Here is a 24,581-nt window from a genome sequence, read left to right as displayed (position 1 = left end):
CCGCAGAATCACAATCTAAAATCGGAGATGTCTTACCGTCTGGTGGCTGTTACTAAGATTCTTCAGGGATTCGATACCTATTCTCAGGTGTCTTTCCACGAATTCGGTGGTTACCTTCTTATCACTCTCTTCTGTTTTCACGCCTTCCGGTACCATGGGCTGATCAGATACCAGCAACAGGGCTCCTGTAGGGATTTTATTGTAAAAGCCCACGGAGAAGATAGTGGCGGTTTCCATATCCACGGCCATTGCACGAATCTTTTCCAGGTAACGCTTAAACTCAACATCATGTTCCCATACCCTGCGGTTAGTGCTGTAGCAGGTGCCTGTCCAGTAATCACAGCCATATTCACGAATGGTGGTAGAAATTACTTTTTGCAGGGCGAAAGCAGGAAGCGCCGGTACTTCAGGAGGGAAATAGTCGTTGGATGTACCCTCTCCCCTGATAGCCGCAATGGGCAGGATCAAATCGCCTATGTTATTCTTTTTCTTTAAACCACCACATTTACCGAGGAATAATGCGGCTTTGGGAGAGATAGCGCTCAGCAGGTCCATTACAGTAGCTGCACTGGGACTGCCCATCCCGAAATTAATAAGGGTGATATCACCGGCGGTAGCACATTGCATGGGTTTACCGGCGCCAATGATCTCTACTTCATTCCATTCAGCAAAATAAGTGAGGTAATTACTAAAGTTGGTCAGGAGAATATAAGACCCGAAGTTTTCGAGTTTTTCTCCCGTGTAGCGGGGAAGCCAGTTAGCTACAATTTCTTCTTTTGTCTTCATAGCCTTTTGACAAGCGAATATACGAAAAAGAGTCCATCTTCTTACCTTCGTCCCATGATTGCTATAGAATTCCCTGCCCCTGATTTCAAAATTGTAAGGGAAACCGGCAGAGATTTCATCTTTGACCGGTATCGTAAAAAGAACGTGGTGCTAACTCCGGAAGAGTGGGTAAGACAAAATTTTCTCAATTACCTGGTAAAAACGCTCAACTACCCTGCTTCACTGATAGGAATAGAGAAAGAGATTCATCTGGGAGAATTAAAGAAACGCTGTGATATCGTGGTATATAACAGGGATACCAAACCCTGGATGATTATTGAATGTAAGGAAATGAACGTTGCCTTAACACAATCAGTCCTTGAACAGATCATCCGTTATCATATGGTATTACCCACCGCTTATCTCGTTATTACAAACGGAGTGAATACCTTTTGTTGCCAGCATATTGAGCAGCAATGGACGTTTATCCCACAGTTACCAGCTCATTTATAAAAAAAGGACTGTCCGAAAAGAACAGTCCTTTTTCTTTGTATAAACAAATAACCCATCAAGGGAAAATACCTAATTGTTCGTAAGCAGCGCCTACTTTATTAATAGCACACACATAAGCAGCAGTACGCATATCATGTATATCAGGGTTGCTTACCATTATTTCACGCACTTCATGCAGGGCAGCATGCATCGTTTCTTCCAGACCTGAATATACCAGATCTACTTCATCCGCACCATGTGCTATAAATTTCCGTTCTCTGTCTGATACCTTTTTACCGGTCAGATCTTCAATTACACCCAGGATATGGATGTTCATATTTTCATCGAAACGTTTGCCCAAACGGCCATAACGTACATGGCTCAGGTTCTTCAGCCACTCGAAGTATGATACCGTTACACCACCGGCATTCAGGAACATATCCGGTACTACGATCACCCCTTTTTTATTCAGGATTTCATCAGCTTCCGGTGTAATAGGACCATTCGCAGCCTCTCCGATAATGCGAGCTTTGATATTAGCCGCATTGCCTTTGTGGATCACCTGTTCCAGCGCTGCCGGAATTAGAATATCACATTCCATTTCCAGGCCATCTGTATTGTTTTTCAGGTTGGTGGCACCGGGATAGTTGATAATAGAACCGGTATCATTCCTGTGTTTCAATACCTTATCGGGGTCCATACCCTTTTCGTCATAGATAGCACCATCCCACTCGATAAGCCCTACTATGATAGCACCTGCTTCATGGAAGTATTTGGCAGCATGGTAACCTACGTTACCCATACCCTGTACGATCACTTTTTTACCCAGTATACCTGGTTCCAGGCCTACTTTCTTCATATCTTCCTTGATATTGCAAAGCTCCTGCAGGCCATAGAATACGCCTAAACCTGTAGCTTCCTTACGACCGCGGACACCGCCCTGTGAAAGCGGTTTACCTGTCACACAACCATAACCGTCTACTTCTCCCGGGCGTAAGCTCATGTAAGTATCCAGGATCCAGCTCATTTCTCTTTCACCAGTACCATAATCAGGTGCCGGTACGTCTACGCCGGGTCCGATAAAGTTTTTCTTTACCAGTTCCGCAGTATAACGGCGGGTAATGTTTTCCAGCTGGAAAGGAGTGTAATTACGGGGATTGATTTTGATACCACCTTTAGCGCCACCAAACGGTACGTTAACAATAGCACATTTGTATGTCATGAGAGCTGCCAGGGCCATTACCTCGTCCTGGTTTACCGCTTCGCTGAAACGGATACCACCTTTACATGGCAGTTTGTGATGAGAGTGTTGTACACGGTAGGCTTCGATAACTTCTATGGTATCACCTACGCGTACCGGGAATTTCATACGGTACACAGCATTACAGGCTTTGATCTGTTCCAGAATGCCATTTTCCCATTTCGTGAATTGTGCGGCTTTGTCGAAGCTTCTTTCAACACTTTGAAAGAAGTCCATGTTTTGTTCCTGCGCCATAAGTAGAATTTGTTTTGGTATAAATATATGTAGTTGGACTTATTGCCTATCCTGATGATCGCGCTGCTCCAGCTTACTGATCTTACGTTCCAGCGAAATCAGAAATATGATAATGCCGGCAAAGATGATCAGCAGTACCCCTACTATCACATAAATCTTATCATTACTGCGGAAAAATTCATTTACGGGGCCTTTTTCTGTATCCTGCTGCTGTGCATTCGCTATTAAAGAAAGCAGTAACAGCACACATGTGCAGCAAAAGGAAAACGCTTTGTTGATCATTTAAAAATATTTTTTAGCTCTAACTTTTTGTAACGAACAACGAGGGTAAATATCCATACACTGAGCAACGTCCATCCGATAAACGCAGGATATAATACCATTTTCATATTATTATCCGTGTCTTTAGATGCAAAACCAGGTGTGGAGGCACTACCGGGATGCAAAGAGTCTACCATACGCGGAATAATGTATGTTAAGGGGATCAACAAAGCAAATGCAAAAATATTGAATACAGCAGAGATCCTGGCCCTTTTGTCGATGTCTGAAATAGACATACGCAGTACCAGGTAAGCCATATAAATGAGCAGTGCCACAGCGGTTAACATCTGCTTTGGATCACTGGTGAAAGTACTCCCCCAGGTGTAAGTAGCCCATAAGGTACCTGTAGCAAAACCCAGCACACCATAAAATACCCCTACACCACCTGCCGCACTGGCCAGTGCATCCTTACGGAGATCATAACCCGACAAATAACGTAAAGAGTTGATTACAGAAATGGTGAACATTGTATACATGCAGATCCACATGGGTACATGGAAGTAGAGTCCGCGGGATGATTGTCCGTTGGTACCGATAATCGGTATTTTATGCGTAAATCCGGCTATTATCGTGTATGTAAGAATTAATACCGCTAAAGCTTTCCACCAGTGCTTTGCCATTTTAAACGAACTATATTCGGGGCAAACCTACAGGTTTTATTACTAATCTCAAAATCCTGTAAACTGATTATAATGAGATAGCAGATTGATCCTAATCCTTCCATAGGAAAGGAAATAATATCATAGAAAGGGCTATGATCAGTACATCCATGCTCCCCATCATCAGGAATAATTTAGGTAAACCAGGCTGATAAACAATGATAAAGGCAGAACGGGCTATGCTGGATAACATCATCAGCAGCGGTAACATGATAGGAAACCCCATAATAGCCATCAGGGCCGCATTCTGATTGGCCTGTGCCGCAATAGCTGCCAGCATCGTGAACAACAGGGATAAACTGATGCCCCCCAGCATAATGACTGCCAGGAAATACCATATATTAATAATGGGATTGCCCAGGAACATAATACAACATACCAGCGCAATCACACTCATAATGGCCATCAGCAGGATATTATATATCAGCTTGGCTGCAATGAAGCTGCGCGGATGTACCAGGGAATAGAAATATAACAGCCGCCCTCTGTTCTCCTGCATAAAACTCTTGGCAATCGCATTCACAGATACGAACAACTGTACCACCCAAAACAGGGCATTCCATATTTTTTCTTCCGGCTTGCCTATCATCAGATTGATTACAAACACAGTAGATACAATGTATAAGAGGATACCATAAAAAGCGTATTTCTGACGCAATTCCAGTAATATATCCTTTTTTACAAGTGTAATGGTTTGATGTAATGCGGTGGATTTCATGTTGCCGCAAAGATAGTGAATAGCGTGCAAGTTGTTTTTTCCGCTATATTCGCTTCCATGAAAAAAATACTGGTAGCTAACCGTGGTGAAATAGCTTTAAGGATCATGAGATCGGCCAGAGAAATGGGCATAGGAACTGTGGCAGTGTATTCTGAGGCAGACCGCACCATGCCCTTTGTGCAATATGCAGATGAAGCAGTATGCATAGGCCCCCCTCCTTCTAATCAGTCATATCTCTTAGGAGATAAAATTATAGCTGCTGCAAAGCAGACAGGTGCTGACGCCATTCATCCCGGCTATGGCTTCCTGAGTGAAAACGCGCGTTTCGCACAGGCAGTGGCGGATGCCGGTATCACATTTATCGGCCCCAGTGCTGCTGCAATAGAAATGATGGGGAGCAAACTGGCGGCCAAACAGGCAGCACAGAAATTTGGTGTGCCCATGGTACCCGGTACAGAAACGCCTTTACGCAGCCTGGAAGAGGCGAAGGAAGTGGTGAAAACCACTGGCTTCCCGATTCTGATCAAGGCTTCCGCCGGTGGTGGTGGTAAAGGTATGCGGGTAGTGAATGCCCCGGAAGAACTGGAAGAACAGATCCGCCTGGCGAAGAGTGAAGCGATGAGCGCCTTTGGAGATGATGCCGTATTTATAGAGAAATACGTAAGCGCTCCGCGTCATATAGAGATCCAGATCCTGGGCGATCAGCACGGCAACTACGTGTATCTATTTGAACGTGAGTGTTCTATACAACGCAGACACCAGAAATTGATAGAGGAAGCGCCTTCTTCCTGCCTCACGCCGGACATCCGCTCCGCCATGGGAAAATGTGCCCTGGATGTAGCCCGTGCCTGTAATTATTATGGAGCAGGTACAGTAGAATTTCTGGTAGATGAACATTTGAAATTTTATTTCCTGGAGATGAACACCCGTTTGCAGGTTGAACACCCTGTTACGGAAATGATCACCGGATTAGATCTCGTAAAAGAGCAGATCCGTGTAGCCCGGGGGGAACAACTCTCCTTTAACCAGGAAAGCCTGTCTATTAATGGAGCCGCCATTGAACTGCGTATCTGTGCAGAAGACCCGGCTAATAACTTCCTGCCTGATACCGGTAAATTAAGTACGTATATCCGTCCGCAGGGATATGGGATACGTGTAGATGACGGATACGAATCCGGTATGGATATCCCTATATATTATGACCCCATGATCGCTAAACTGATAGCCTGGGGTACTACCCGTGAGGAAGCAAGGGAAAGATTATTAAGGGCTATTGACGAATATCAAATAAAAGGCATACGTACGACGTTATCTTTCGGACGATGGGCTTTACAGCAACCGGCTTTCATCAACGGACAGTTTGACACTAACTTTATCGGGAAGTATTTTACCCCGGAATCATTGCAGCATCCGGTGCCGGATGAGGCCCGGGCGGCAGCCATACTCGCTGTGCAAATATGGCAGCGGGAACAGCGCAAAGCCCGGCAGACACCTGTGAATCAACAACCGGACAAGTGGAAAACCCGGAAATTGTTAAGATAATTCTAAAGCGCGATACAGTAACGGTAAATCTTGCTAGTTTTGTCCCGTACATTTTTGATATGAGAACGTTTATTTTAATGGTGATCGACTTCTTTTACCGTCCGTTCGCCAAACTAATGCCACTACAAACGTTCCGCTACCTGGCTTGCGGGGGCGGTAATACTGCTTTGGATATTTTTTTATACTGGGTAAGTTATAGGTTTCTCTTAGACGAAAAAATAGTCTATCATCTCTTATTCATCCCTGTAAGTGCACATATCGCGGCCCTGTTTATGTCCCTGGCCGTTACCTTCCCTACAGGTTTCTTCCTCAGTAAATATATTGTATTCACGGAGTCCAATCTCCGCGGACGGGTGCAGTTGGTGCGCTATTTTTTGCTGGTAAGCATTTGCATATGCCTCAACTACGGGTTTATGAAACTGTTCGTAGAACAATTTCATATATACCCGACTATCGCTAAAATATTAACTACTTTATTTGTTGTGAGTTTCAGTTACCTGACTCAGAAGAAATTCACATTCAGGGCAGAAGCGTCCGCAAAATAAATTATTTCACTTCGTAATAACAATGTCTGCACCTTGGCTCGTACAGGTCTGTTTCTCCTAACAGCACTGTGCTGGTATCTGCTGTTTTACGGTAAGAGTAATTGGCAATGTTCCCGCATTTCACACAGATGGCGTGCAGCTTGGTAATATAATCGGCCTTAGCCAGCAGAAAAGGCATCTGTCCGAAAGGCTTGCCCAGATAATCCATGTCCAGGCCGGCTATAATCACACGGATCCCTTTCAGCGCCAGCTGGTCACATACATAAGGGAGCTCTCCATCAAAGAACTGGGCTTCATCTATTCCTACTACGTCTACGTCCTGAGCCAAAAGCAGGATCTGTTGTGAGTTCTCAATAGGAGTGCTCATTACCTTACTCTCGTCATGAGATACAATATGCTGTAAATCATAACGGGTATCAATACCCGGCTTAAAAATCTCTATTTTTAAATTGGCAATACGGGCACGTTTCAATCGCCTGATCAACTCCTCCGTTTTTCCCGAAAACATTGAGCCACAGATAACTTCGATCCAACCCCTTCGCCCTCCTGCAAGAGAAGGTTCAATAAACATATTCTACTATTGTGATTTACAGTTAATTAAAAGGTATAACTTTATGCAAGTAAAATAAATTCTCTGATACAGGCGTTAACAATTAAGCATGGAACGCATTTTGCATTCAATTTATTTTTTTTTAGACTATGGAAAAAATAAGTGCATTAATTGACAAATTACAGGAATTAAAGAATTCAAATGCCGGATTGCAGTCCATATCTTATTATGCCCAACTGCTGCAGGCTGAAATAACTCAGACACGCAACAGGCAAAAGCAGGAAGGTCATCGTGAATCCAGCCATATTGCTGTGATTATGCCCTCTGCAACATTGAATGAATCTGCAAACGGATATCCAAATAACTATAATTATACTGAGAAAGTACCTGCTAAAGCAGTTGCTGTTGCAAAAATACCTGAGTTTGAACCTCCTGTAAGGGTGACCGAACCTCAGACAGTTGTACAACAACCAGCTGCACCAGTCCCTCCTGAGCATCAGGCCTATCAGCCTAAACCAGTTGTACCTCAGCCGGTTGCTGAACAGAAACCGGAACAAGCACCTGAACCGGTAGCCCAAGCACCAGTATATCAGCCAGCTCAAACACCTCAGCCTGCAAAAGCACCGGAACAAGTTGTTTATCAGCCAATTGCCGAACAACAACCAACACCGGTTGAGCCTAAGCCAATCCCTGAACCTGTTGCCGTACAAAGACCATCTGCCATTCCTCCTCCGCCTCCGGCTCCTCTGCCAGAAACACCGGAAGAGAAAAAGCCTGCCATGATCACCTTGTACTCCCAGACAGAGAACAACAACAGGGTAGAAACTAACAACGGTCTGCATAAAGAACTCAAAGAACTTAACCAGCGCGTAGCTCAAAATACAACTTCTTTAAACGAACGCTTCCGTCAGGGCCAGGTAGAACTGGCAGACAGACTGGGTGAAATGCCTGTAAAGGACCTTCGTCATGCCATAGGCATAAACGATAAATTCCAGTTCATCCAGGAATTGTTCCGCGGAGATATAGACACTTACGAACGTTCTATCAAGACAATTAACGATTTCAACTCCTTACAGGAAGCTGAATACTGGATTGAAAGAGAACTCAAAATCCGTCAGGGTTGGGAAGATGATAACCGCATCGTAAAGCAGTTCTATTCCATCGTAAGAAAACGTTTCACCTGAGCCTGAGCCGATCGTCTAAATAAATCTTACCCAATCTCATCTATACAGATAAGAATCAGCTTATCAACTGCTTCGTCTGGATATAATCAAGTATCCTTTCAGTAGCACCTTTATTATCTGCCACATAACGACCGGCTATCTGTCCGATCTCTGCGCAAAGTGAATCATCTTCCAACAAAGCTTCCATTTCCCTGTTCATTGCAAACTGATGGTTAACAGAGATCGCTCCTCCTAAAACCAGCAATCTCGCTGCCTCAGGAAATTTATGGAACACAGACCCAAATACCACCGGCTTGCTATAAGTAGCAGGCTCCAGTATATTATGGATTCCATCTTTCCCAAATCCTCCACCCACATAAGCAACCCGCGCATACCGGTATAATGCTGATAACATCCCCACATTATCTATAATCAATACAGATCCCGGTTTCAATGCAGAATACCTCACTGCCCCCGGAAATAACTCCAGCAACTGCTGAATATGACTTTCATTCACTTCATGCGGAGCAATAATCAAACACCTGTCTGAAGCAGGCTTCCACCAACCCGCCAGCATAACCTCATCCTCCTCCCAGGTACTTCCTGCAATCACCGCCTTCCTGCCGGCAATAAATTCTTTTATCCCTGCCACTGGTGGCGCCTCCTGCAACAAATCATATACCCTGTCAAAACGGGTATCCCCTGCTAAAGAAGCATTTGTAATCCCAATCCCGGATAACAAATCCAAAGATTCCTGGTTCTGCACAAACAACCAGGTCAGTTTCTTCAACAAACCCCTGAACATCCCCCCATAAAACTTAAAAAAGGGCTGATCCGGCCGGAAAATGCCGGAAATCAACAACACCGGTATATTATTTTTATATAAAGTAGTGAGATAATGGTACCAGAACTCATATTTAATAAAAATAGCAAGCCTGGGTTGCAGGATTGCTATAAAATCTTTAGCATTCTGCTTCGTATCCAGTGGTAAATAAAATATATGATCCGCCACGGGATAATTTTTCCTCACCTCATAACCCGAAGGAGAAAAAAACGTAAGTACGATCCGGCTACCCGGGTATTTGTTATGAATAGCCTCCAGCACAGGTCTTCCCTGCTCAAATTCTCCCAGGGAAGCCGCATGCACCCATATAACCCCGGCATCCACACGAATTTTCTCCCGCCAGTTTTGACGCCCTTCCAGCCACAAACGAGCCTTCGCATTGCCCGTAAAAGCAGCCAGAGACACTCCTGCCCTGTATAACCGGATACCAATATTATAGACCAGAGTGTCCACCATAGGATAAGTACTTTTACTGAATTTTAAACCCGGGGCAAAGATACTGTCCTTCCTATGTCAAAATTTGTAAATTTGCTCACTTTAAACAAAATATCTATCCCAGACATGGTTCCGATTCAAATGGTGGATCTTAAACGCCAATACTTAAAAATAAAGCCACAGGTAGAAGCTGCCATGGCAGAAGTGTTAGATAATGCCGCATTTATCAATGGCGCACCTGTACAACAATTCGCCACGGCACTGCAGGAATACCTGGGTGTAAAACATGTAATTCCCTGTGCCAATGGCACAGATGCTTTACAGATAGCCATGATGGCACTGGACCTGGAACCAGGGGATGAAGTCATTACGCCTTCATTTACCTTCATCGCCACAGCAGAGGTAATAGCGCTGTTAAGGCTGAAGCCGGTGTTTGTGGACGTAGATCCTAAAACTTTCTGTCTGGACCCTGTGCAGGTAGAAAAAGCCATTACGGCTAAAACAAAGGCGATCGTACCAGTACACCTGTACGGTCACAGTGCAGATATGGAACCTCTTATGGAGATCTCCCGTAAACATAATATCCCTGTAATAGAAGATAATGCGCAGGCCATAGGCGGCAATTATACTTTTAAAGATGGTACAGTGAAAAAGGTAGGATCTATCGGCCAGATCGGTTGTACATCCTTCTTCCCTTCCAAAAACCTGGGTTGTTACGGAGATGGCGGAGCCATCTTCACCAATGATGATGCGCTGGCCGCAAAAATCAGAATGGTGGCTAACCATGGCCAGTCTGCCCGTTACTACCACGATGTGGTAGGCGTAAACTCCCGCCTGGATACCCTTCAGGCTGTAGTACTCAACATCAAGTTACCCCTCCTCGATGAATATATTAAGGCCCGCCGGGCTGTAGCGGACGCTTACGATGCTGCTTTTGCAGGCATCCCGCAGATCACTACTCCTTTCCGCGCTGCCAACAGTTACCACGTATATCACCAGTATACCCTTCAGTTAAATGGCATAGACCGCAACGCCCTGCAACAATACCTGCAGGAACGCCAGGTTCCCGCCATGATCTACTATCCTGTCGCTGCTCATCAGCAAAAAATGTTTGCACACCTGGGGGGAAATGATTTTAACCTTCCTATTACAAATGACCTGACAACCAAGGTAATTTCGTTACCAATTCACACCGAAATGGATCAAGATCAATTACAACACATCATTGATTCAGTACAATCATTTTTAAATCAAAACTCCAAATGAAGATTACAGTAGTAGGTACTGGTTATGTAGGATTAGTTACAGGTACCTGTTTTGCAGAAACAGGAAACAATGTTATCTGCGTGGATATCGATGTTGACAAGGTTAACAAATTATCCAACGGACAAATAACTATTTACGAGCCAGGATTGGAAAAATTATTTGATCGTAACCTCAAAGAAGATCGTCTGCATTTCACCACCAATCTGGCAGAAGGCGTTAAAGATGCCGAAGTAATATTCCTTGCCCTCCCTACACCCCCGGGAGAAGATGGTTCGGCAGACCTTTCCTACATTCTTCGCGTAGCAGAAGATCTGGGAAAAATTATCACGGATTATAAAGTGATAATAGACAAGAGCACCGTTCCGGTAGGGACCGCAGAAAAAGTATACGCTAAAATCGCCCAAAACTGCAAAGGTGAATTCGATGTGGTGTCTAACCCCGAATTCCTGCGTGAAGGCGTAGCGGTAGACGATTTCATGAAACCAGACCGCGTAGTGATTGGTACCCGCTCTGAAAGAGCACGTAAAGTGATGGGCGAACTGTTCGCGCCATTCGTACGCCAGGGTAATCCCATCCTGTTTATGGATGAGAAGTCTGCAGAACTTACAAAGTATGCTGCTAACTCCTTCCTGGCTACCAAGATCTCTTTCATGAATGAAATCGCTGTACTCTGCGAAAAACTGGGTGCAGATGTAGACATGGTACGCAGAGGCGTGGGTAGCGATGACCGTATCGGCAAACGCTTCCTCTTCCCTGGTATCGGTTATGGCGGTAGCTGCTTCCCTAAAGATGTACAGGCACTTGTAAAATCATCTGAAGATGCTGATTACGAGTTTAAGATCCTGAACGCAGTAATGGACGTGAATGAAAAGCAAAAGCTGTTCCTTCTCCCTAAAATCAATTCCTGGTTTAAAAACAACCTCAAAGGCAAACACTTTGCGCTGTGGGGTTTAGCATTTAAACCTAATACTGACGATATCCGCGAAGCTCCGGCTTTGTATATGATCGATGCCCTGGTAGAAGCAGGTGCTACAGTAACTGTATTTGATCCTGAGGCAATGGCCAATGTGGAGAAACTGCTGGGGAATAAGGTAACTTACGCTCCTCATCAGTACGAATGCCTCAACAATGCAGATGCACTGATCATTGCTACAGAATGGAGTGTTTTCAGAACACCGGATTTCGACAAGATCAAAGCTACCCTGAAAAACAACCTGATCTTCGACGGCAGGAACCTGTTTGATGTGGCTCGTATGCAGGAATTAGGCTTCCATTACGAAAGCGTTGGCCGTTCGGCTACCATCTGATTAAAAACATTACCATGAAAAGAGTACTCATCGCCGGTGCTGCCGGTTTCCTCGGATCGCACCTGTGCGACCGCTTCATAAAAGAAGGTTATAGCGTTGTAGGTATGGATAATCTCCTTACCGGCAACCTTAAAAATATAGAACACCTGTTCCCTTTGCCTCAGTTCGAATACTATCATCATGATGTTAGCAAATTCGTACACGTTCCCGGCAAACTGGATTACATCCTGCATTTTGCATCTCCTGCCAGCCCGATCGACTACCTGAAAATGCCTATCCAGACATTAAAAGTAGGTTCCCTCGGTACACATAACCTGCTCGGTCTTGCAAAAGAAAAAGGCGCCCGCATCCTCGTTGCTTCTACTTCAGAAGTATATGGTGATCCTACTGTACACCCTCAGACAGAAGAATACTGGGGTAATGTAAATCCGATAGGCCCCCGTGGTGTATATGATGAAGCTAAACGCTTCATGGAATCCATCACCATGGCATATCATAACTTCCATGGCGTTGAAACCCGTATCATCAGGATCTTCAACACCTATGGCCCACGTATGCGCCTCAATGACGGTCGTGCCCTGCCTGCTTTCATGAGCCAGGCATTAACCGGCCAGGACCTCACCGTATTCGGCGATGGTTCACAGACCCGTTCTTTCTGTTACGTTTCTGATTTAGTGGATGGTATTTACCGTCTGTTACTGAGCGATTACCACTTACCGGTAAACATCGGTAATCCGGTAGAGATTTCCCTGCTTGAGTTCGCAGAAGAGATCATTAAACTGACCGGTAGTAAACAGAAAATCATCTTCCAGGCATTACCTAAAGATGATCCGAAACAACGTAAACCGGATATCACAAAAGCACAGGAATTACTGGGATGGTCACCGAAAATCGACAGAGCAGAAGGTCTGAAGATCACCTACGATTATTTTAAAGAAGCGTTAAATAAATAAAATTACGCGGTACGAATTATGAATGACGAATAAATCCTACTTATATTCGTTATTCATAATTCGTAACCAGTAATAAATCAGATTATGCATCATACCATATTGATTACCGGTGGTGCCGGGTTCATAGGATCACACGTAGTTAGGTTGTTTGTGAATACTTATCCGCACTATCAGATCATTAACCTGGATGCCCTTACTTATGCCGGCAACCTGGAAAACCTGGAAGACATTCAAGATAAACCGAATTATATCTTTGAAAAAGGAGACATCACTGATGAACCCTTTATCAACGAACTGTTTGAAAAGTATAAATTCGACGGTGTAATCCACCTCGCTGCAGAAAGCCATGTAGACCGCTCTATTATGGACCCGCTGGCATTCATCAAAACCAATGTAATGGGCACTGCTACCCTGCTGAACGCTGCCCGTAAATACTGGAAAGATGATATGGAAGGAAAACTTTTCTATCATGTTTCTACCGATGAGGTATATGGCAGCCTGGGTGAAGAAGGCTTCTTTACAGAAGAGACCAACTACGATCCACGCTCTCCGTATTCCGCCTCCAAAGCCAGCTCAGATCATTTTGTGATGGCCTACCATCATACCTATCATCTGCCGGCTATCATCTCTAACTGTTCAAATAACTACGGATCTCATCACTTCCCGGAGAAGCTGATCCCGCTGGCTATCCATAATATCAAAAACAGCAAACCCGTTCCGGTATACGGTAAAGGGGAAAATATCCGCGACTGGCTCTATGTGAATGACCATGCCCGCGCTATCGATACCATCTTCCACAAGGGACGTGTTGGTGAAACCTATAACATAGGCGGATTCAACGAATGGAAGAATATCGACCTCATTAACCTGCTCTGCATCATCATGGATAAGAAACTGGGACGCGCTCCCGGTACTTCTGCTCAACTGATCACTTTCGTAAAAGACCGTGCAGGACACGATCTCCGTTACGCTATCGATGCTACCAAACTGAATAAAGAACTTGGCTGGACCCCATCCCTTCAATTTGAAGAAGGACTGGAAAAAACAGTAGAATGGTACCTCAGCAACGAACAGTGGCTGGACCACGTTACCAGTGGTGCTTACCAGGAATATTACAGTGATCAGTATCAAAAAAGATAAATTAAAATATGCCATTTACCGAAACTGGAATTCCCGGCTTACTCGTGTATGAGCCTAAAGTGTTTAATGATAACCGGGGATATTTTTTTGAAAGCTACAGCGCACGCGCGTTTGAAGAATACGGTCTCAACTTACCCTTTGTACAGGATAACCAGGCCCGCTCTACCTTTGGCGTATTACGTGGTCTCCACTATCAGCTGGAACCATATGCACAAACCAAACTGATACGTGTACTCGAAGGCCGTATCATAGATGCAGTAGTAGATATCCGTAAAGGTTCTCCTACCTATGGCAAATCATTTGCCATAGAACTCTCTGCCGAAAACAAACTGCAACTGCTGGTACCTAAAGGCTTTGCACACGGTTACTCCGTAATAAGCCCTACCGCAGAAGTCATGTATAAATGCGATAACTTTTATCATAAAGCAAGCGAAGGTGGTATCATTTACAATGATCCTGCACTGAAAATCGACTGGGGCATTGACCTGGAAGAGGCATTGGTATCTGAAAAAGACCTGGTGTTACCTACGCTGGAAAACTGTACGCATAATTTCGTTTTCAATAAATAACTACATGAAGAACATCCTGATCACCGGCGCCAATGGCCAGCTGGGACAAGCAATAAAAAAGGTGGCAGCTGGTTTTCCGGCTTTCAACTTTGTATATACAGATTATACAGAGCTGGATATTACCGACACTGCAGCCATCGACACCATTTTTGCAGCACAGGAAATACACGGATGCATCAATTGCGCTGCATATACCGCTGTAGATAAAGCAGAAACTGATGAGGAACTGGCCTTCAAACTCAACTTTGAAGCTGCCCTGAACCTGGCAGATGCCTGCGCAAACTACAATGCACAGCTGATCCACATCTCTACGGACTATGTATTCGACGGTAAAAGCAACCGCCCTTATACAGAAGAAGATGAAGCCAATCCGGACAGCATCTATGGCAGTTCCAAACTGCGTGGAGAAGCTGCCGCTATCGGTAGCAACCCGGCTACTATCGTTATCCGTACATCCTGGTTGTACTCCGAATTCGGTATGAACTTCGTAAAGCGTATGCGCGAACTGATGCAGGAGAAAGAAACCCTGAACGTGGTATTTGACCAGGTAGGTACCCCTACTTATGCAGTTGATCTGGCTCAGGTAATATTAACCGTATTAAGCAAGGTATATGATGTTCCTGCCAGCTATGGCGGTGTATATCATTACAGCAACGAAGGCGTAATCAGCTGGTATGATTTTGCAGTAGCCATCAAGGAACTGACGAACGCTACCTGCACCGTGCTGCCGGTAACTTCCGATAAATATCCTACTGCTGCAAAAAGACCTGCATACAGTGTATTCAATAAACAAAAGATTAAAGACACATTCGAACTGCAAATTCCTTACTGGAGAAACAGTTTACAGGTGTGCCTGAAGAACTTATAAAAAAAAGAGGCAGTTGCCTCTTTTTTTATTTCTTTAATCCTGTGATCTTCATACTCCCCATCAACTGCCCATCTTTATAAGATTCCGTTTTCACTACACCAAAACCTGGCGCAAACCATTCCGCACCAATCAGATCAAAAGGCATACTCATTGCCATCATTTTCAGAGAAAGACTGATATTAAAAGTCACCTTGAAACAATCCCAGGAACCTGCCGCAGTAGTAATCTTCTCTTTGGCAATTACCTTACGGTCAGATACTTTATACTGAAGCGTTACATCCATCCCGTTAGTATTACTGTTCATTTCAAAAGCACCTTCCGGTAATGTTTGTCCTACTTTCATAGAGGATGGGTAAGTCAGGAAAGAACTGCCGGTACCCGTTTCCATTTTCATTGCCTGCAACTGTGGGATGTTAGGCATGTTCATTTGCATGTCTATCAGCAGGTTATCTCCATCACATTTCACTTTCCCCTTACCGGAAGACAGTTCCTTTCCCTTAGCATCTTTTACCGTAGTCGTAAAATCAGACACCAGGGCGGTACCTTCTTTATTAACAGACAGTACATTGTATAAATTTTTGGCAACAACTTCTCCCTTACTGTCATACACACTCATCTCCACTTCTGCATTATTCCGGAGATAATAATAGGTCTTACAGTCCTGTGCTAACAGGGAATTCACCGACGCCACTAAAACTGCAATAAAAACAAGTGATTTCTTCATACAAATGCGCTGATTATTTAATTGATGAATGTACGAAATTACTGATGATACCGTTTGTCAACGGTATATTTCTTAGGTTTGCAAAAATTATCCCAATTAATCATGAACCTGATAGAAGAATTACGCTGGAGAGGCATGGTACAGGATATAATGCCTGGCACAGAGGAACAGTTGCTGAAAGAAATGACCACAGCCTATGTGGGATTTGACCCTACAGCAGATTCCCTGCACGTAGGAAGCCTGGTACCTATCCTGTTGCTGGTACATCTGCAAAGAGCTGGTCATAAACCACTTGCACTGGTTGGTGGCGCTACCGGTATGGTAGGTGACCCTTCCTTTAAAGCTGCAGAGCGCAAAATGCTGGATCTCGATACATTGAAACATAACCAGGCCGGTATTAAAGCCCAACTGGAGAAATTCCTGGATTTTGACCCTGCCAAACCGAATGCGGCTGAGATGGTCAATAACTTTGACTGGTTCCAGAACATTAGTTTCCTCGACTTTATCCGTGATACAGGCAAGCACATCACTGTTAACTACATGATGGCCAAGGATTCAGTAAAGAGAAGGATTGAAGGGGATAGCGGTATGTCTTTCACCGAATTCACTTACCAGCTGATCCAGGGCTACGATTTCTTCCATTTATACACCCATAAGAACTGTAAACTGCAAATGGGCGGTTCTGACCAGTGGGGAAATATCGTAACCGGTACTGAACTGGTTCGTCGTAAGGCAGATGGAGAGGCTTTCGCCTTTACCTGCCCGCTGATGAAAAAGGCTGATGGTAGCAAATTCGGTAAATCTGAGAATGGTAACGTATGGCTGGATCCTAAATTAACTTCCCCTTACCAGTTTTACCAGTTCTGGCTGAATGCTACCGATGTGGACGCAGCCAACTATATCAAAATATTTACCCTGCTGGAACATGCTGAAATTGATGCCTTAATCGAAGCTCATCAACAGGCACCGGAACAAAGACAGTTACAGAAAAGACTGGCAAAAGAGCTCACTATCTTTATCCATAGTGAGAAAGATTATGAATTTGCATTGAAAGCATCTGAACTGCTTTTTCGTAATGACACCGCCGATGTCTTACAGACGTTGACCGAAGAGCAGTTAATGGATGTAATGGAAGGCGTTCCGCAGGTAGAAGTGTCATTGGCAGACCTTCAAGCTGGTAAAGATATAGTTACCTTCCTGGCAGAAACAGCTATTTTCCCCAGTAAAACAGAAGCCCGTAAAATGGTGCAGGGAGGAGGAGTTAGTATTAATAAGCTGAAAGTGGAAGGAATAGAAAAATCAATAGATACATCTTTACTCCTGAAAGGGAAATATATCCTTGTACAAAAAGGTAGAAGGAATTATTACCTGATCATCGCTAAATAACAATAAAAGAAGATCAATTGCTCTCTGCAATTGATCTTCTTTCTTTTAGTCTATATCCAACTCTCCGGATTCTCCCTCTTCGTATTTCTTACCTGTAACAATGGACGTTAGCATATTGAAAAAGACAACCATTTTGCTGGAAGAGTTGTCCCAATACCATGCTTGTTTTGTATCCACTTTTAAAAGGCACAAACGGGGATCATCAATCCCATCCGGGAACCACGCTTTTACAGCAGGTGTCCACAATTGTTTCATTTTTTCCTTGTCAATGATGATACTTCCGATACCGAATATATTCAGGTAAGTGTTATTACCCGGATTCGCATAGATTAAATTCAACTCATTATTCTCAGAGATCTGCATCACTTTCCCCGAAAACTCATTGGTAAAAAACCAGGCATTACCATCTTTATCCACATCTACAGTAGCCATAGGACGGGATATCACCTGCCCATGATCATCTATAGTAGTGAACATGCACACACTTACTTCATTTATTAATTCGGTTACTTTCTTTATCGCCTCTTCTCTTTTCATGGTTGATTGCATAACAATTTTGATTTATGTAAACCGGCCTATCCTGTTTACGGTCCCACTTAAATCAATAAAATTTCATGCCATTACTTCAGACCGTACTTATGTTTATAACGTTCGTACAACTGTTTATGTTTATTATCAAGGTTAACTTCTCTACCCTGAATGAAAGCCTGCGTGATAATACTGGACCTCATATCCATAATATCCCCTGTACTGACAGTAATATTGGCGTCCTTACCAGCTTCCAGCGAACCCGTCGTTTTATCTATACCCAGTATACGGGCTGAGTTCAACGTGATTGCACTTAAAGCCTCTTCCTTACTAAGTCCGTAAGTACTGGCTGTGCCTGCTTCGAACGGCAGATTCCGCTGTTGCCAGAATCCCTCATTACTCAGACAAAACAGGATCCCGGCCTTTTGCAGCTGTGCTGCGGTCTTATAAGGCTGGTCTACATCATCATCCTGCATCACCGGCAGACTATGCGCCTGCTTTAACACTACTGCAATATTGTTCTGCTTTAAAAGGTCTGTTATCATCCATGCATCGGCTCCACCGGCAATCACTACATCAAAGCCAAACTCTTTGGCAATATCTACCGCCACCAGCATTTCCTTTACAAGATCACAGTGGATGAACAGCTTTTCCTCACGGGTAAAGAGTTTATGTACCGCCTGAAATTTCAGGTTGATGACAGCATGTTTATCTTCCTGATTATAAGCCTGGGCTTCCCTGAAAAAAGTGCGCACCTGGTTCAGCTTATCCATAGATTCCTTAATCTTATCATCCGGAACACTACGACCAGGATTATTAGCAGGCTGTAACAGGCTGGGCATATAAAAATGAATAGCCCCATCTGTACGATAAGCCGCATCTTCCCAGTTCCATGCATCCAGCTGTACTACTGAAGATGATCCAGCTATAAGACCGCCTTCCGGTGTCACCTGTGCCAGCAGAACTCCATTGCTACGCAGGGTATTGATCACTTTGGAATCTGTATTATACGCTACCAGTGAACGTACAGAAGGATTGATCTCCCCTACTTCACTGTAATCGTTCGTGGAACGTACTGCCTCTATCTCTGTAAGACCCAGTGTAGTCAATGGTGCAATCAGCCCGGGATATACATGTTTACCCTGTAAGTCCAGCACTTTCGCATCTGCTGCCGGAGCTGGCAGATTACTTCCTACAGCCGTGATTTTACCATTTGAAAATACCAGCGACCCGTTCTCGATTACCTGCCCGTTGCCCACATGAATAGTAGCATGCTGCAGGTAAATAGTCTTTTCCTGTGCAGGCGCCGGGTATATTAATTCCTGCGCATTAGCCGCAAGACTTGCCAATAATATGATTGATATTGATACTAGCTTCATGATTGTTGTGTTTAGTTGCCATTGATCAGGCTCTTCTGATGTCCGGCCTGCAGATCTTCACAATGATAAATTTCTTCCTGGGTAGGAGCAGCTTTCTGTGTAGCGGTGCCCTTCTTTTTCTCTGCCAGCATTTTCTGCACCAACCTGTTACGTTCAGTACTGATACGCTGACGCAATTCCAGATCACGGTCCCTGTCAAAGTAAACGATACCATCTACCATCGTTTTCTCTGCTTTGGCATAAATACTCATCGGGTTATTGCTCCACAACACCAGGTCAGCATCCTTACCAACTTTGATACTACCGGTATGTTCTGCCACATGCAGCAGTTTAGCCGGATTCAATGTGACCATCTTCAAGGCATCTTCCTCAGCCATATCTCCGTACTTGATGCTCTTGGCTGCTTCCTGGTTCAGACGGCGGGCCATTTCAGCATCGTCGGAGTTAATAGCAACAGTGAGCCCTACACGCTGCATAATATTAGCGTTATAAGGAATCGCATCCTGTACTTCCATTTTGTACGCCCACCAGTCAGCAAAGGTAGAACCACCAGCGCCATGCGCTTTCATCTTATCAGCCACTTTATATCCTTCCAGTATATGCGTAAACGTGTTGATATGGAAATTGAAGCTATCAGCCACCTTCATCAGCATATTGATTTCACTCTGCACATAAGAATGGCAGGTAACGAATCTTTTACTGTGCAGGATCTCTACCAGTGCATCCAGCTCAAGGTCCTGACGTTTACCGGGGCCTTCTTTTTCATAATCACGGGCGCGGGTAAACGCATCTGTCAGTACCCCTTCTACTCCCATACGTGTTTGCGGGAAACGCACTTTCTGACGCTCTCCCCAGTTAGATTGCTTTACATTTTCGCCAAGCGCAAATTTGATAAAAGGATCTGTACCTGCGAACTTCAGTTCCTCTGCATCTGCACCCCAACGTAGCTTTATCAGCTGACTCTGTCCACCAATAGTATTTGCAGAACCATGCAGCAAATGAGAAGCAATAACCCCACCACTTAACTGACGGTAAATATTCACATCATCAGGATTCACCACATCTGCAATCCTCACTTCAGATGTAACAGATTGTGTGCCCTCATTCACTCCTCTGGAAATAGCAATATGAGAGTGTTCATCTATAATACCAGGTGTAAGGTGTTTACCGGTACCATCTATTACGCGGGCATTACCGGCTGCTAAACTCTTACCTATCTGTGCAATCTTACCGTTACGTACCAGTACATCTGTATTCTCCAGTTTCCCTTCACTTTCATTTGTCCATACAGTAGCATTCTTTATCAGTATATCCTGTTGCTGAGGTAAAGTCTCCCAGCCATATCCGTTGAAAGGATAATACAGTTTACCGATTGCCAGCTGACTGGCAGGTTTGGTACTATCCTTTTTAGTATAGGGAGCATTAAACACTGCACGCCATTTTATAAGAGCGCCACTGGTATCGATACCGGTACCGCTCCATTCCTTTGCTGCTGCAACACCGCTCAACCTTAACTGGGCCGCTCCTTTCTTCAGCGGGAATGCCAGCTTCACCAGTTCTCCGCTAAACGAAATACTACCGGTTACGGTGTCCTGTTGTATCAGGGACAAGGAAGACGCATTCTTTACCAGCAAAGTATAAGTAGTATTGGCAGGCAAAACGGTAAGGGTATAAGTCCCCCTGAAATCTTCATCTTTTATAGTATATCGTTGCCCCTGTATCCAGTTCTGGTACAGCACTGTATTCTCATTGAAAAGAGTCCCTGAAGTCACCAGAAAATTGGCAAGTTTACCTGGTTCCAGTGAACCCACCTGGTCATCTGCTTTTATCATACGGGCAGGCGCTAAAGTAACCGCATCCAATGCTTTCTGCTCACTAAGCCCATATTCAATAGCCTTGCGGATGGCAGCCAGGAACTGCTTTGCATCTTTTAATCCGGAAGCAGTTAAAGAAAAAGGAATATTCGCTTTTTCAAAAGCGGCTGGTTCTGATGGCGCCATTTCCCAGTGTTTCATATCACTGAGCGCTACAAAACGCGCATCATTAGGGTCTTCCACATCTATAGGAAGGGGAAAGTTAAGGGGGAGAATAAACGATGCTTTGGTAGCAGCCATTTCCGGCATACGCTGGTATTCATTACCTGCCGCCTTGATGATATATTGTACCCCGAACTCGTCGCCTATTTTATCAGCACGTAAAGCGTCCCATTTATCCTCTACGTCAAAAACCTGAGGAAGCGACTGGCTTTCATTCCATGCCTGCAAAGTGAGGTTTGTACCTTCTTTTGCAGGACGGGTCTTATACCACTGCGCATCCAGGTAAGTCTGACGCAGCAGCGCAATGCTACCCATCAATGAACCTGGATAATCCTGTGTAGAACTTCCTTTGTCGAAAGAATATTGAGCGCTGGCTTTTTCACGGATCATCGCTTTATTTTCATTCCCATCTGCCAGTGTTACCAGTACCCCTGTTCCGCGGGCAATACCATCCTGCTGATGAGAAAGAACAGTCCCAAACCCTGCTTCACGTAACGTTTTTGCAGTGCCTTCATCTGTATTGAAAACAGAAGCCGCATTCACCTCGCTTTTAATTGCCTGGTTCCAGCCATAAGCTCCTTTTGTTGCAGAAAGGAACTGCGGATCTCCACGCCTTCCGGTAGTAGCCTTTTTTACAGGTTGGGTGCCATAATCACTGTAAGGATCTACAAAAGAAGGATAGATGAATTTACCTCCGCAATCAATGACTACCGCATCTTTAGGAACGGGTCCTGTTCCCACACTCACAATTTTCCCATTACGGATCACCAGGGTAGCATTGTTTAAAGTAGTAGTGGCATTCTTTACAATGGTAGCCTTAATAAAAGCATAACAGCCTTCTCGCTTGTCAGCTATACCATTTACTGGAAAGGTTTCCTGGGCATGGGCAAAATTACCAGCCAGCAGTCCACCCAATAGCAGACAAAGCCGGGCAAGGGACATACGGGTTTTCTTCATTTGTTACTGTTTAAACGGTTAGATTTGGTTTGATGTGCTTACGAATGACGCTAAATTAATAAATGATTATACCCTCTTCTCATATTTTACAGGATTGGTATTAATATTGCAGTAATTACCTATATTTAACAAAGGAGAACAATCCATTTTTTATGAAAAAATATATGATCGCTGTGAGTAGCATGTTGTTATGCCTGCTGCTCGGTATCCAATCAAACAGTATAGCGCAGGCAAAGGATAGCACCCATAAAAAAGTGCATTTCACGGCCGAAGAACGTGCAGATAAAATGACGAATAAACTGGACCGGCGGTTAAACCTGACTAAAGATCAGGATAAGAAAATATCCGATATCAATACGGATATCACCCGCAGGATGGAAGCGATTAAAACCAATACCAGCCTGTCAAAGAAAGATAAAATGCAACAGGCAAAAGCATTGAATGAAGAACGCAGTCAACGCTTCAAACCTGTGCTTACGCCCGATCAGTATAAGAAATGGAACGACTGGGAAATGAAGAAGAAGGAAAAGATGGAGGCCAAACTGGACAAAAAACAACAGAAGCGCAACAGTTAAATGACCATACTAAATACACTCATAAAAAGGATGCCTCGCTGCATCCTTTTTTAATGTAAAAGATATGAGTAGAGAACATGCGATCTCTATATTCAGTCATGCAGTAGCAGCGGTACAACCGGTTATACTGATGAAGAAAAATGTACAGAGGAACGGGGATACAATAAAAATAGCTGATAGTATTTTCCGGCTACAGGAAAACAGGCCTGTATGGATCTTTGGCGCAGGTAAAGCGGCGGCGGCAATGGCCGCAGCGCTGGAAGAAATCCTCTCCGGCATTCCGTTAAAAGGATTAGTGATTACCAAATATCACCATGCACTTCCTCTTCAACATATAATATTGGCTGAAGCAGCCCATCCGGTGCCGGATGAAAATGGTGTACAGGCCACCAAACAAATGATTTCCCTGCTTAAACAAGTAAAGGAAAACGATCTCGTACTCTTTCTTTTATCCGGCGGGGCGTCTGCACTCCTGGCAGATTATCCGCAAGGGACCAGCCTTACACAGGTACAAACAGTATTTGAACTGTTACTGAAAAGTGGTGCGGATATCCATGAAATGAATGTAGTCCGCAAACATTTATCCGCAGTAAAAGGAGGACAGCTCACTGCCAATACAAATGCATTTTATAGCCTGATATTAAGTGATGTAGTAGGCGATGACCTGCATGTAATAGGCTCTGGCCCTACAGTTCCTGACCCTTCTACTTTTGCGGATGCATATGCCATCCTCGAAAAATATCATCTTACCACACAACTGCCTGATCCCGTTTTACAGCACCTGTTAAAAGGTGTTCAGGGCCATATCCCCGATACCCCTAAACACGGGAAAGCACATAACCTGCTGATAGGCAATAATAAAATAGCTTTGGATGCTGCCGCAGAACAAGCGGCTGCCTTAGGTTATGAAGTACATATACTCACTGCAACGGCTACAGGAGAAGCGGAATTACTGGCACAGCAACTCATACAAAAAGCTGCTGACTGGCCGGGGAAAAGGCCCGCCTGCCTGTTAGCCGGAGGAGAAAGCACCGTTACTGTTACCGGTAATGGCCTGGGAGGACGTAACCAGCAACTGGCACTGGCAGCATTAATTGCATTACAAAATGATCATCCGAATATTACTTTATTAAGTGCCGGAACAGATGGTACAGATGGCCCCACAGATGCTGCAGGCGCCATTGCCGATACGGCTGTAATAGCCGCTGCTGCTGAGAAAAACCTGGATGCAACAGCCTACCTCAAACAAAATGATGCCTGGCATTTTTTTGAGCAGACAGGCGGTTTATATAAAACAGGAGCCACACAAACAAATGTTATGGATATAATCGTAGTAATAATAAATTATTAATTATTGAGGGAAG

At 44.3% G+C, this 24,581-nt stretch carries 24 protein-coding genes; 13 read left to right on the top strand and 11 right to left on the bottom strand.

The window, feature by feature from the left end; all coding sequences use genetic code 11:
• Positions 1–15: 15 nt before the first annotated feature.
• Entirely contained in the window at positions 16–786 is a 771-nt protein-coding gene (locus tag BMW86_RS14260; RefSeq protein WP_089782412.1) for an AMP nucleosidase, read from the bottom strand.
• A gap of 54 nt (positions 787–840) precedes the next feature.
• Here BMW86_RS14260 and BMW86_RS14255 point away from each other — a divergent pair, with 54 nt between their 5' ends.
• A complete protein-coding gene (locus BMW86_RS14255) occupies positions 841–1,278 on the top strand; it encodes a type I restriction enzyme HsdR N-terminal domain-containing protein (RefSeq protein ID WP_089782411.1) in 438 nt (145 codons plus the stop codon).
• Between the two features lie 55 nt (positions 1,279–1,333).
• Here BMW86_RS14255 and BMW86_RS14250 read toward each other — a convergent pair whose 3' ends face one another.
• The 4 genes from BMW86_RS14250 to BMW86_RS14235 form a co-directional block, all read right to left on the bottom strand.
• Positions 1,334–2,752: a Glu/Leu/Phe/Val family dehydrogenase gene (locus BMW86_RS14250; protein ID WP_089782410.1), complete on the bottom strand. Its 1,419-nt coding sequence runs from the start codon at positions 2,750–2,752 to the stop codon at positions 1,334–1,336.
• Between the two features lie 39 nt (positions 2,753–2,791).
• Positions 2,792–3,034, bottom strand: a complete 243-nt coding sequence (locus tag BMW86_RS32830) for a CcmD family protein (protein ID WP_177189267.1) — start codon at positions 3,032–3,034, stop codon at positions 2,792–2,794.
• Positions 3,031–3,693: a cytochrome c biogenesis protein CcsA gene (gene ccsA / locus BMW86_RS14240; RefSeq protein WP_089782409.1), complete on the bottom strand. Its 663-nt coding sequence runs from the start codon at positions 3,691–3,693 to the stop codon at positions 3,031–3,033. The genes BMW86_RS32830 and ccsA overlap by 4 nt, the downstream gene beginning before the upstream one ends.
• A gap of 91 nt (positions 3,694–3,784) precedes the next feature.
• A complete protein-coding gene (locus BMW86_RS14235; protein WP_089782408.1) occupies positions 3,785–4,450 on the bottom strand; it encodes a heme exporter protein CcmB in 666 nt (221 codons plus the stop codon).
• Between the two features lie 57 nt (positions 4,451–4,507).
• On the opposite strand from BMW86_RS14235, the gene accC reads away from it, so the two are divergent.
• Positions 4,508–5,992 carry an acetyl-CoA carboxylase biotin carboxylase subunit gene (gene accC / locus BMW86_RS14230; RefSeq protein WP_089782407.1) on the top strand — a complete coding sequence of 495 codons (1,485 nt, stop codon included), beginning with the start codon at positions 4,508–4,510 and terminating at the stop codon, positions 5,990–5,992.
• A 59-nt stretch (positions 5,993–6,051) separates the two neighbouring features.
• Positions 6,052–6,537, top strand: a complete 486-nt coding sequence (locus BMW86_RS14225; RefSeq protein ID WP_089782406.1) for a GtrA family protein — start codon at positions 6,052–6,054, stop codon at positions 6,535–6,537.
• A gap of 1 nt (position 6,538) precedes the next feature.
• Here BMW86_RS14225 and BMW86_RS14220 read toward each other — a convergent pair whose 3' ends face one another.
• Entirely contained in the window at positions 6,539–7,108 is a 570-nt protein-coding gene (locus tag BMW86_RS14220; protein WP_089782405.1) for a thymidine kinase, read from the bottom strand.
• A gap of 128 nt (positions 7,109–7,236) precedes the next feature.
• Between BMW86_RS14220 and BMW86_RS14215 the strand changes: the two genes are divergently transcribed.
• Entirely contained in the window at positions 7,237–8,271 is a 1,035-nt protein-coding gene (locus BMW86_RS14215; RefSeq protein ID WP_089782404.1) for a hypothetical protein, read from the top strand.
• A 55-nt stretch (positions 8,272–8,326) separates the two neighbouring features.
• Here the strand turns inward: BMW86_RS14215 and BMW86_RS14210 are convergent, their stop codons facing one another.
• Complete coding sequence (locus BMW86_RS14210) at positions 8,327–9,550, bottom strand: 3-deoxy-D-manno-octulosonic acid transferase (protein ID WP_089782403.1); 1,224 nt, start codon at positions 9,548–9,550, stop codon at positions 8,327–8,329.
• A 105-nt stretch (positions 9,551–9,655) separates the two neighbouring features.
• On the opposite strand from BMW86_RS14210, the gene BMW86_RS14205 reads away from it, so the two are divergent.
• The 6 genes from BMW86_RS14205 to rfbD all read left to right on the top strand — a co-directional run bounded on the left by BMW86_RS14205 (position 9,656) and on the right by rfbD (position 15,632).
• Positions 9,656–10,795 carry a DegT/DnrJ/EryC1/StrS family aminotransferase gene (locus BMW86_RS14205; protein WP_089783681.1) on the top strand — a complete coding sequence of 380 codons (1,140 nt, stop codon included), beginning with the start codon at positions 9,656–9,658 and terminating at the stop codon, positions 10,793–10,795.
• Entirely contained in the window at positions 10,792–12,102 is a 1,311-nt protein-coding gene (locus tag BMW86_RS14200) for a UDP-glucose dehydrogenase family protein (protein WP_089782402.1), read from the top strand. Before BMW86_RS14205 ends, BMW86_RS14200 begins: the two co-directional genes overlap by 4 nt.
• Before the next feature lie 14 nt (positions 12,103–12,116).
• Entirely contained in the window at positions 12,117–13,055 is a 939-nt protein-coding gene (locus BMW86_RS14195; protein ID WP_089782401.1) for a UDP-glucuronic acid decarboxylase family protein, read from the top strand.
• A gap of 84 nt (positions 13,056–13,139) precedes the next feature.
• Positions 13,140–14,195 (top strand): dTDP-glucose 4,6-dehydratase, encoded by a 1,056-nt coding sequence (gene rfbB / locus BMW86_RS14190; protein ID WP_089782400.1) that lies wholly within the window; start codon positions 13,140–13,142, stop codon positions 14,193–14,195.
• A gap of 8 nt (positions 14,196–14,203) precedes the next feature.
• Positions 14,204–14,764, top strand: coding sequence for a dTDP-4-dehydrorhamnose 3,5-epimerase (gene rfbC, locus BMW86_RS14185; RefSeq protein WP_089782399.1), 561 nt, complete (start codon positions 14,204–14,206; stop codon positions 14,762–14,764).
• Positions 14,765–14,768: 4 nt separating this feature from the next.
• Positions 14,769–15,632, top strand: coding sequence for a dTDP-4-dehydrorhamnose reductase (rfbD, locus tag BMW86_RS14180; protein WP_089782398.1), 864 nt, complete (start codon positions 14,769–14,771; stop codon positions 15,630–15,632).
• A gap of 25 nt (positions 15,633–15,657) precedes the next feature.
• On the opposite strand, the gene BMW86_RS14175 is transcribed toward rfbD, so the two are convergent.
• Positions 15,658–16,356 carry a TapB family protein gene (locus BMW86_RS14175; RefSeq protein WP_089782397.1) on the bottom strand — a complete coding sequence of 233 codons (699 nt, stop codon included), beginning with the start codon at positions 16,354–16,356 and terminating at the stop codon, positions 15,658–15,660.
• Positions 16,357–16,458: 102 nt separating this feature from the next.
• Between BMW86_RS14175 and tyrS the strand changes: the two genes are divergently transcribed.
• Entirely contained in the window at positions 16,459–17,742 is a 1,284-nt protein-coding gene (tyrS, locus tag BMW86_RS14170) for a tyrosine--tRNA ligase (protein ID WP_089782396.1), read from the top strand.
• A 45-nt stretch (positions 17,743–17,787) separates the two neighbouring features.
• Here the strand turns inward: tyrS and BMW86_RS14165 are convergent, their stop codons facing one another.
• The 3 genes from BMW86_RS14165 to BMW86_RS14155 all read right to left on the bottom strand — a co-directional run bounded on the left by BMW86_RS14165 (position 17,788) and on the right by BMW86_RS14155 (position 22,642).
• On the bottom strand, positions 17,788–18,291 hold the full coding sequence (locus tag BMW86_RS14165) for a pyridoxamine 5'-phosphate oxidase family protein (protein ID WP_089782395.1): 504 nt from the start codon (positions 18,289–18,291) through the stop codon (positions 17,788–17,790).
• 71 nt (positions 18,292–18,362) lie between these two features.
• On the bottom strand, positions 18,363–19,649 hold the full coding sequence (locus tag BMW86_RS14160; protein ID WP_089782394.1) for an amidohydrolase family protein: 1,287 nt from the start codon (positions 19,647–19,649) through the stop codon (positions 18,363–18,365).
• A gap of 11 nt (positions 19,650–19,660) precedes the next feature.
• Complete coding sequence (locus BMW86_RS14155; RefSeq protein ID WP_089782393.1) at positions 19,661–22,642, bottom strand: amidohydrolase family protein; 2,982 nt, start codon at positions 22,640–22,642, stop codon at positions 19,661–19,663.
• A 152-nt stretch (positions 22,643–22,794) separates the two neighbouring features.
• On the opposite strand from BMW86_RS14155, the gene BMW86_RS14150 reads away from it, so the two are divergent.
• Together BMW86_RS14150 and BMW86_RS14145 are read left to right on the top strand one after the other, a co-directional pair.
• Entirely contained in the window at positions 22,795–23,217 is a 423-nt protein-coding gene (locus BMW86_RS14150; protein WP_089782392.1) for a hypothetical protein, read from the top strand.
• A 64-nt stretch (positions 23,218–23,281) separates the two neighbouring features.
• Positions 23,282–24,568 carry a glycerate kinase type-2 family protein gene (locus tag BMW86_RS14145; RefSeq protein ID WP_089782391.1) on the top strand — a complete coding sequence of 429 codons (1,287 nt, stop codon included), beginning with the start codon at positions 23,282–23,284 and terminating at the stop codon, positions 24,566–24,568.
• The last annotated feature ends 13 nt before the right edge of the window (positions 24,569–24,581 follow it).

Source organism: Chitinophaga sp. YR573, from assembly GCF_900110995.1.
Classification (GTDB): Bacteria; Bacteroidota; Bacteroidia; order Chitinophagales; family Chitinophagaceae; genus Chitinophaga.
Note: the sequence above shows the minus strand (reverse complement) of the source record. Positions and strands in the feature narration are given on the sequence as shown.

What these genes read in the sequence shown, in the direction of transcription:
- BMW86_RS32830 (WP_177189267.1), bottom strand. Translation starts at nt 3,034, where the DNA reads ATGATCAACAAAGCGTTTTCCTTTTGCTGCACATGTGTGCTGTTACTG.
- rfbB (WP_089782400.1), top strand. Translation starts at nt 13,140, where the DNA reads ATGCATCATACCATATTGATTACCGGTGGTGCCGGGTTCATAGGATCA.
- rfbD (WP_089782398.1), top strand. Translation starts at nt 14,769, where the DNA reads ATGAAGAACATCCTGATCACCGGCGCCAATGGCCAGCTGGGACAAGCA.
- accC (WP_089782407.1), top strand. Translation starts at nt 4,508, where the DNA reads ATGAAAAAAATACTGGTAGCTAACCGTGGTGAAATAGCTTTAAGGATC.
- rfbC (WP_089782399.1), top strand. Translation starts at nt 14,204, where the DNA reads ATGCCATTTACCGAAACTGGAATTCCCGGCTTACTCGTGTATGAGCCT.
- BMW86_RS14165 (WP_089782395.1), bottom strand. Translation starts at nt 18,291, where the DNA reads ATGCAATCAACCATGAAAAGAGAAGAGGCGATAAAGAAAGTAACCGAA.
- BMW86_RS14220 (WP_089782405.1), bottom strand. Translation starts at nt 7,108, where the DNA reads ATGTTTATTGAACCTTCTCTTGCAGGAGGGCGAAGGGGTTGGATCGAA.
- BMW86_RS14175 (WP_089782397.1), bottom strand. Translation starts at nt 16,356, where the DNA reads ATGAAGAAATCACTTGTTTTTATTGCAGTTTTAGTGGCGTCGGTGAAT.
- BMW86_RS14250 (WP_089782410.1), bottom strand. Translation starts at nt 2,752, where the DNA reads ATGGCGCAGGAACAAAACATGGACTTCTTTCAAAGTGTTGAAAGAAGC.
- BMW86_RS14150 (WP_089782392.1), top strand. Translation starts at nt 22,795, where the DNA reads ATGAAAAAATATATGATCGCTGTGAGTAGCATGTTGTTATGCCTGCTG.
- BMW86_RS14210 (WP_089782403.1), bottom strand. Translation starts at nt 9,550, where the DNA reads ATGGTGGACACTCTGGTCTATAATATTGGTATCCGGTTATACAGGGCA.
- BMW86_RS14200 (WP_089782402.1), top strand. Translation starts at nt 10,792, where the DNA reads ATGAAGATTACAGTAGTAGGTACTGGTTATGTAGGATTAGTTACAGGT.
- BMW86_RS14195 (WP_089782401.1), top strand. Translation starts at nt 12,117, where the DNA reads ATGAAAAGAGTACTCATCGCCGGTGCTGCCGGTTTCCTCGGATCGCAC.
- BMW86_RS14260 (WP_089782412.1), bottom strand. Translation starts at nt 786, where the DNA reads ATGAAGACAAAAGAAGAAATTGTAGCTAACTGGCTTCCCCGCTACACG.
- BMW86_RS14225 (WP_089782406.1), top strand. Translation starts at nt 6,052, where the DNA reads ATGAGAACGTTTATTTTAATGGTGATCGACTTCTTTTACCGTCCGTTC.
- BMW86_RS14145 (WP_089782391.1), top strand. Translation starts at nt 23,282, where the DNA reads ATGAGTAGAGAACATGCGATCTCTATATTCAGTCATGCAGTAGCAGCG.
- BMW86_RS14215 (WP_089782404.1), top strand. Translation starts at nt 7,237, where the DNA reads ATGGAAAAAATAAGTGCATTAATTGACAAATTACAGGAATTAAAGAAT.
- BMW86_RS14255 (WP_089782411.1), top strand. Translation starts at nt 841, where the DNA reads ATGATTGCTATAGAATTCCCTGCCCCTGATTTCAAAATTGTAAGGGAA.
- BMW86_RS14235 (WP_089782408.1), bottom strand. Translation starts at nt 4,450, where the DNA reads ATGAAATCCACCGCATTACATCAAACCATTACACTTGTAAAAAAGGAT.
- ccsA (WP_089782409.1), bottom strand. Translation starts at nt 3,693, where the DNA reads ATGGCAAAGCACTGGTGGAAAGCTTTAGCGGTATTAATTCTTACATAC.
- BMW86_RS14205 (WP_089783681.1), top strand. Translation starts at nt 9,656, where the DNA reads ATGGTTCCGATTCAAATGGTGGATCTTAAACGCCAATACTTAAAAATA.
- BMW86_RS14155 (WP_089782393.1), bottom strand. Translation starts at nt 22,642, where the DNA reads ATGAAGAAAACCCGTATGTCCCTTGCCCGGCTTTGTCTGCTATTGGGT.
- tyrS (WP_089782396.1), top strand. Translation starts at nt 16,459, where the DNA reads ATGAACCTGATAGAAGAATTACGCTGGAGAGGCATGGTACAGGATATA.
- BMW86_RS14160 (WP_089782394.1), bottom strand. Translation starts at nt 19,649, where the DNA reads ATGAAGCTAGTATCAATATCAATCATATTATTGGCAAGTCTTGCGGCT.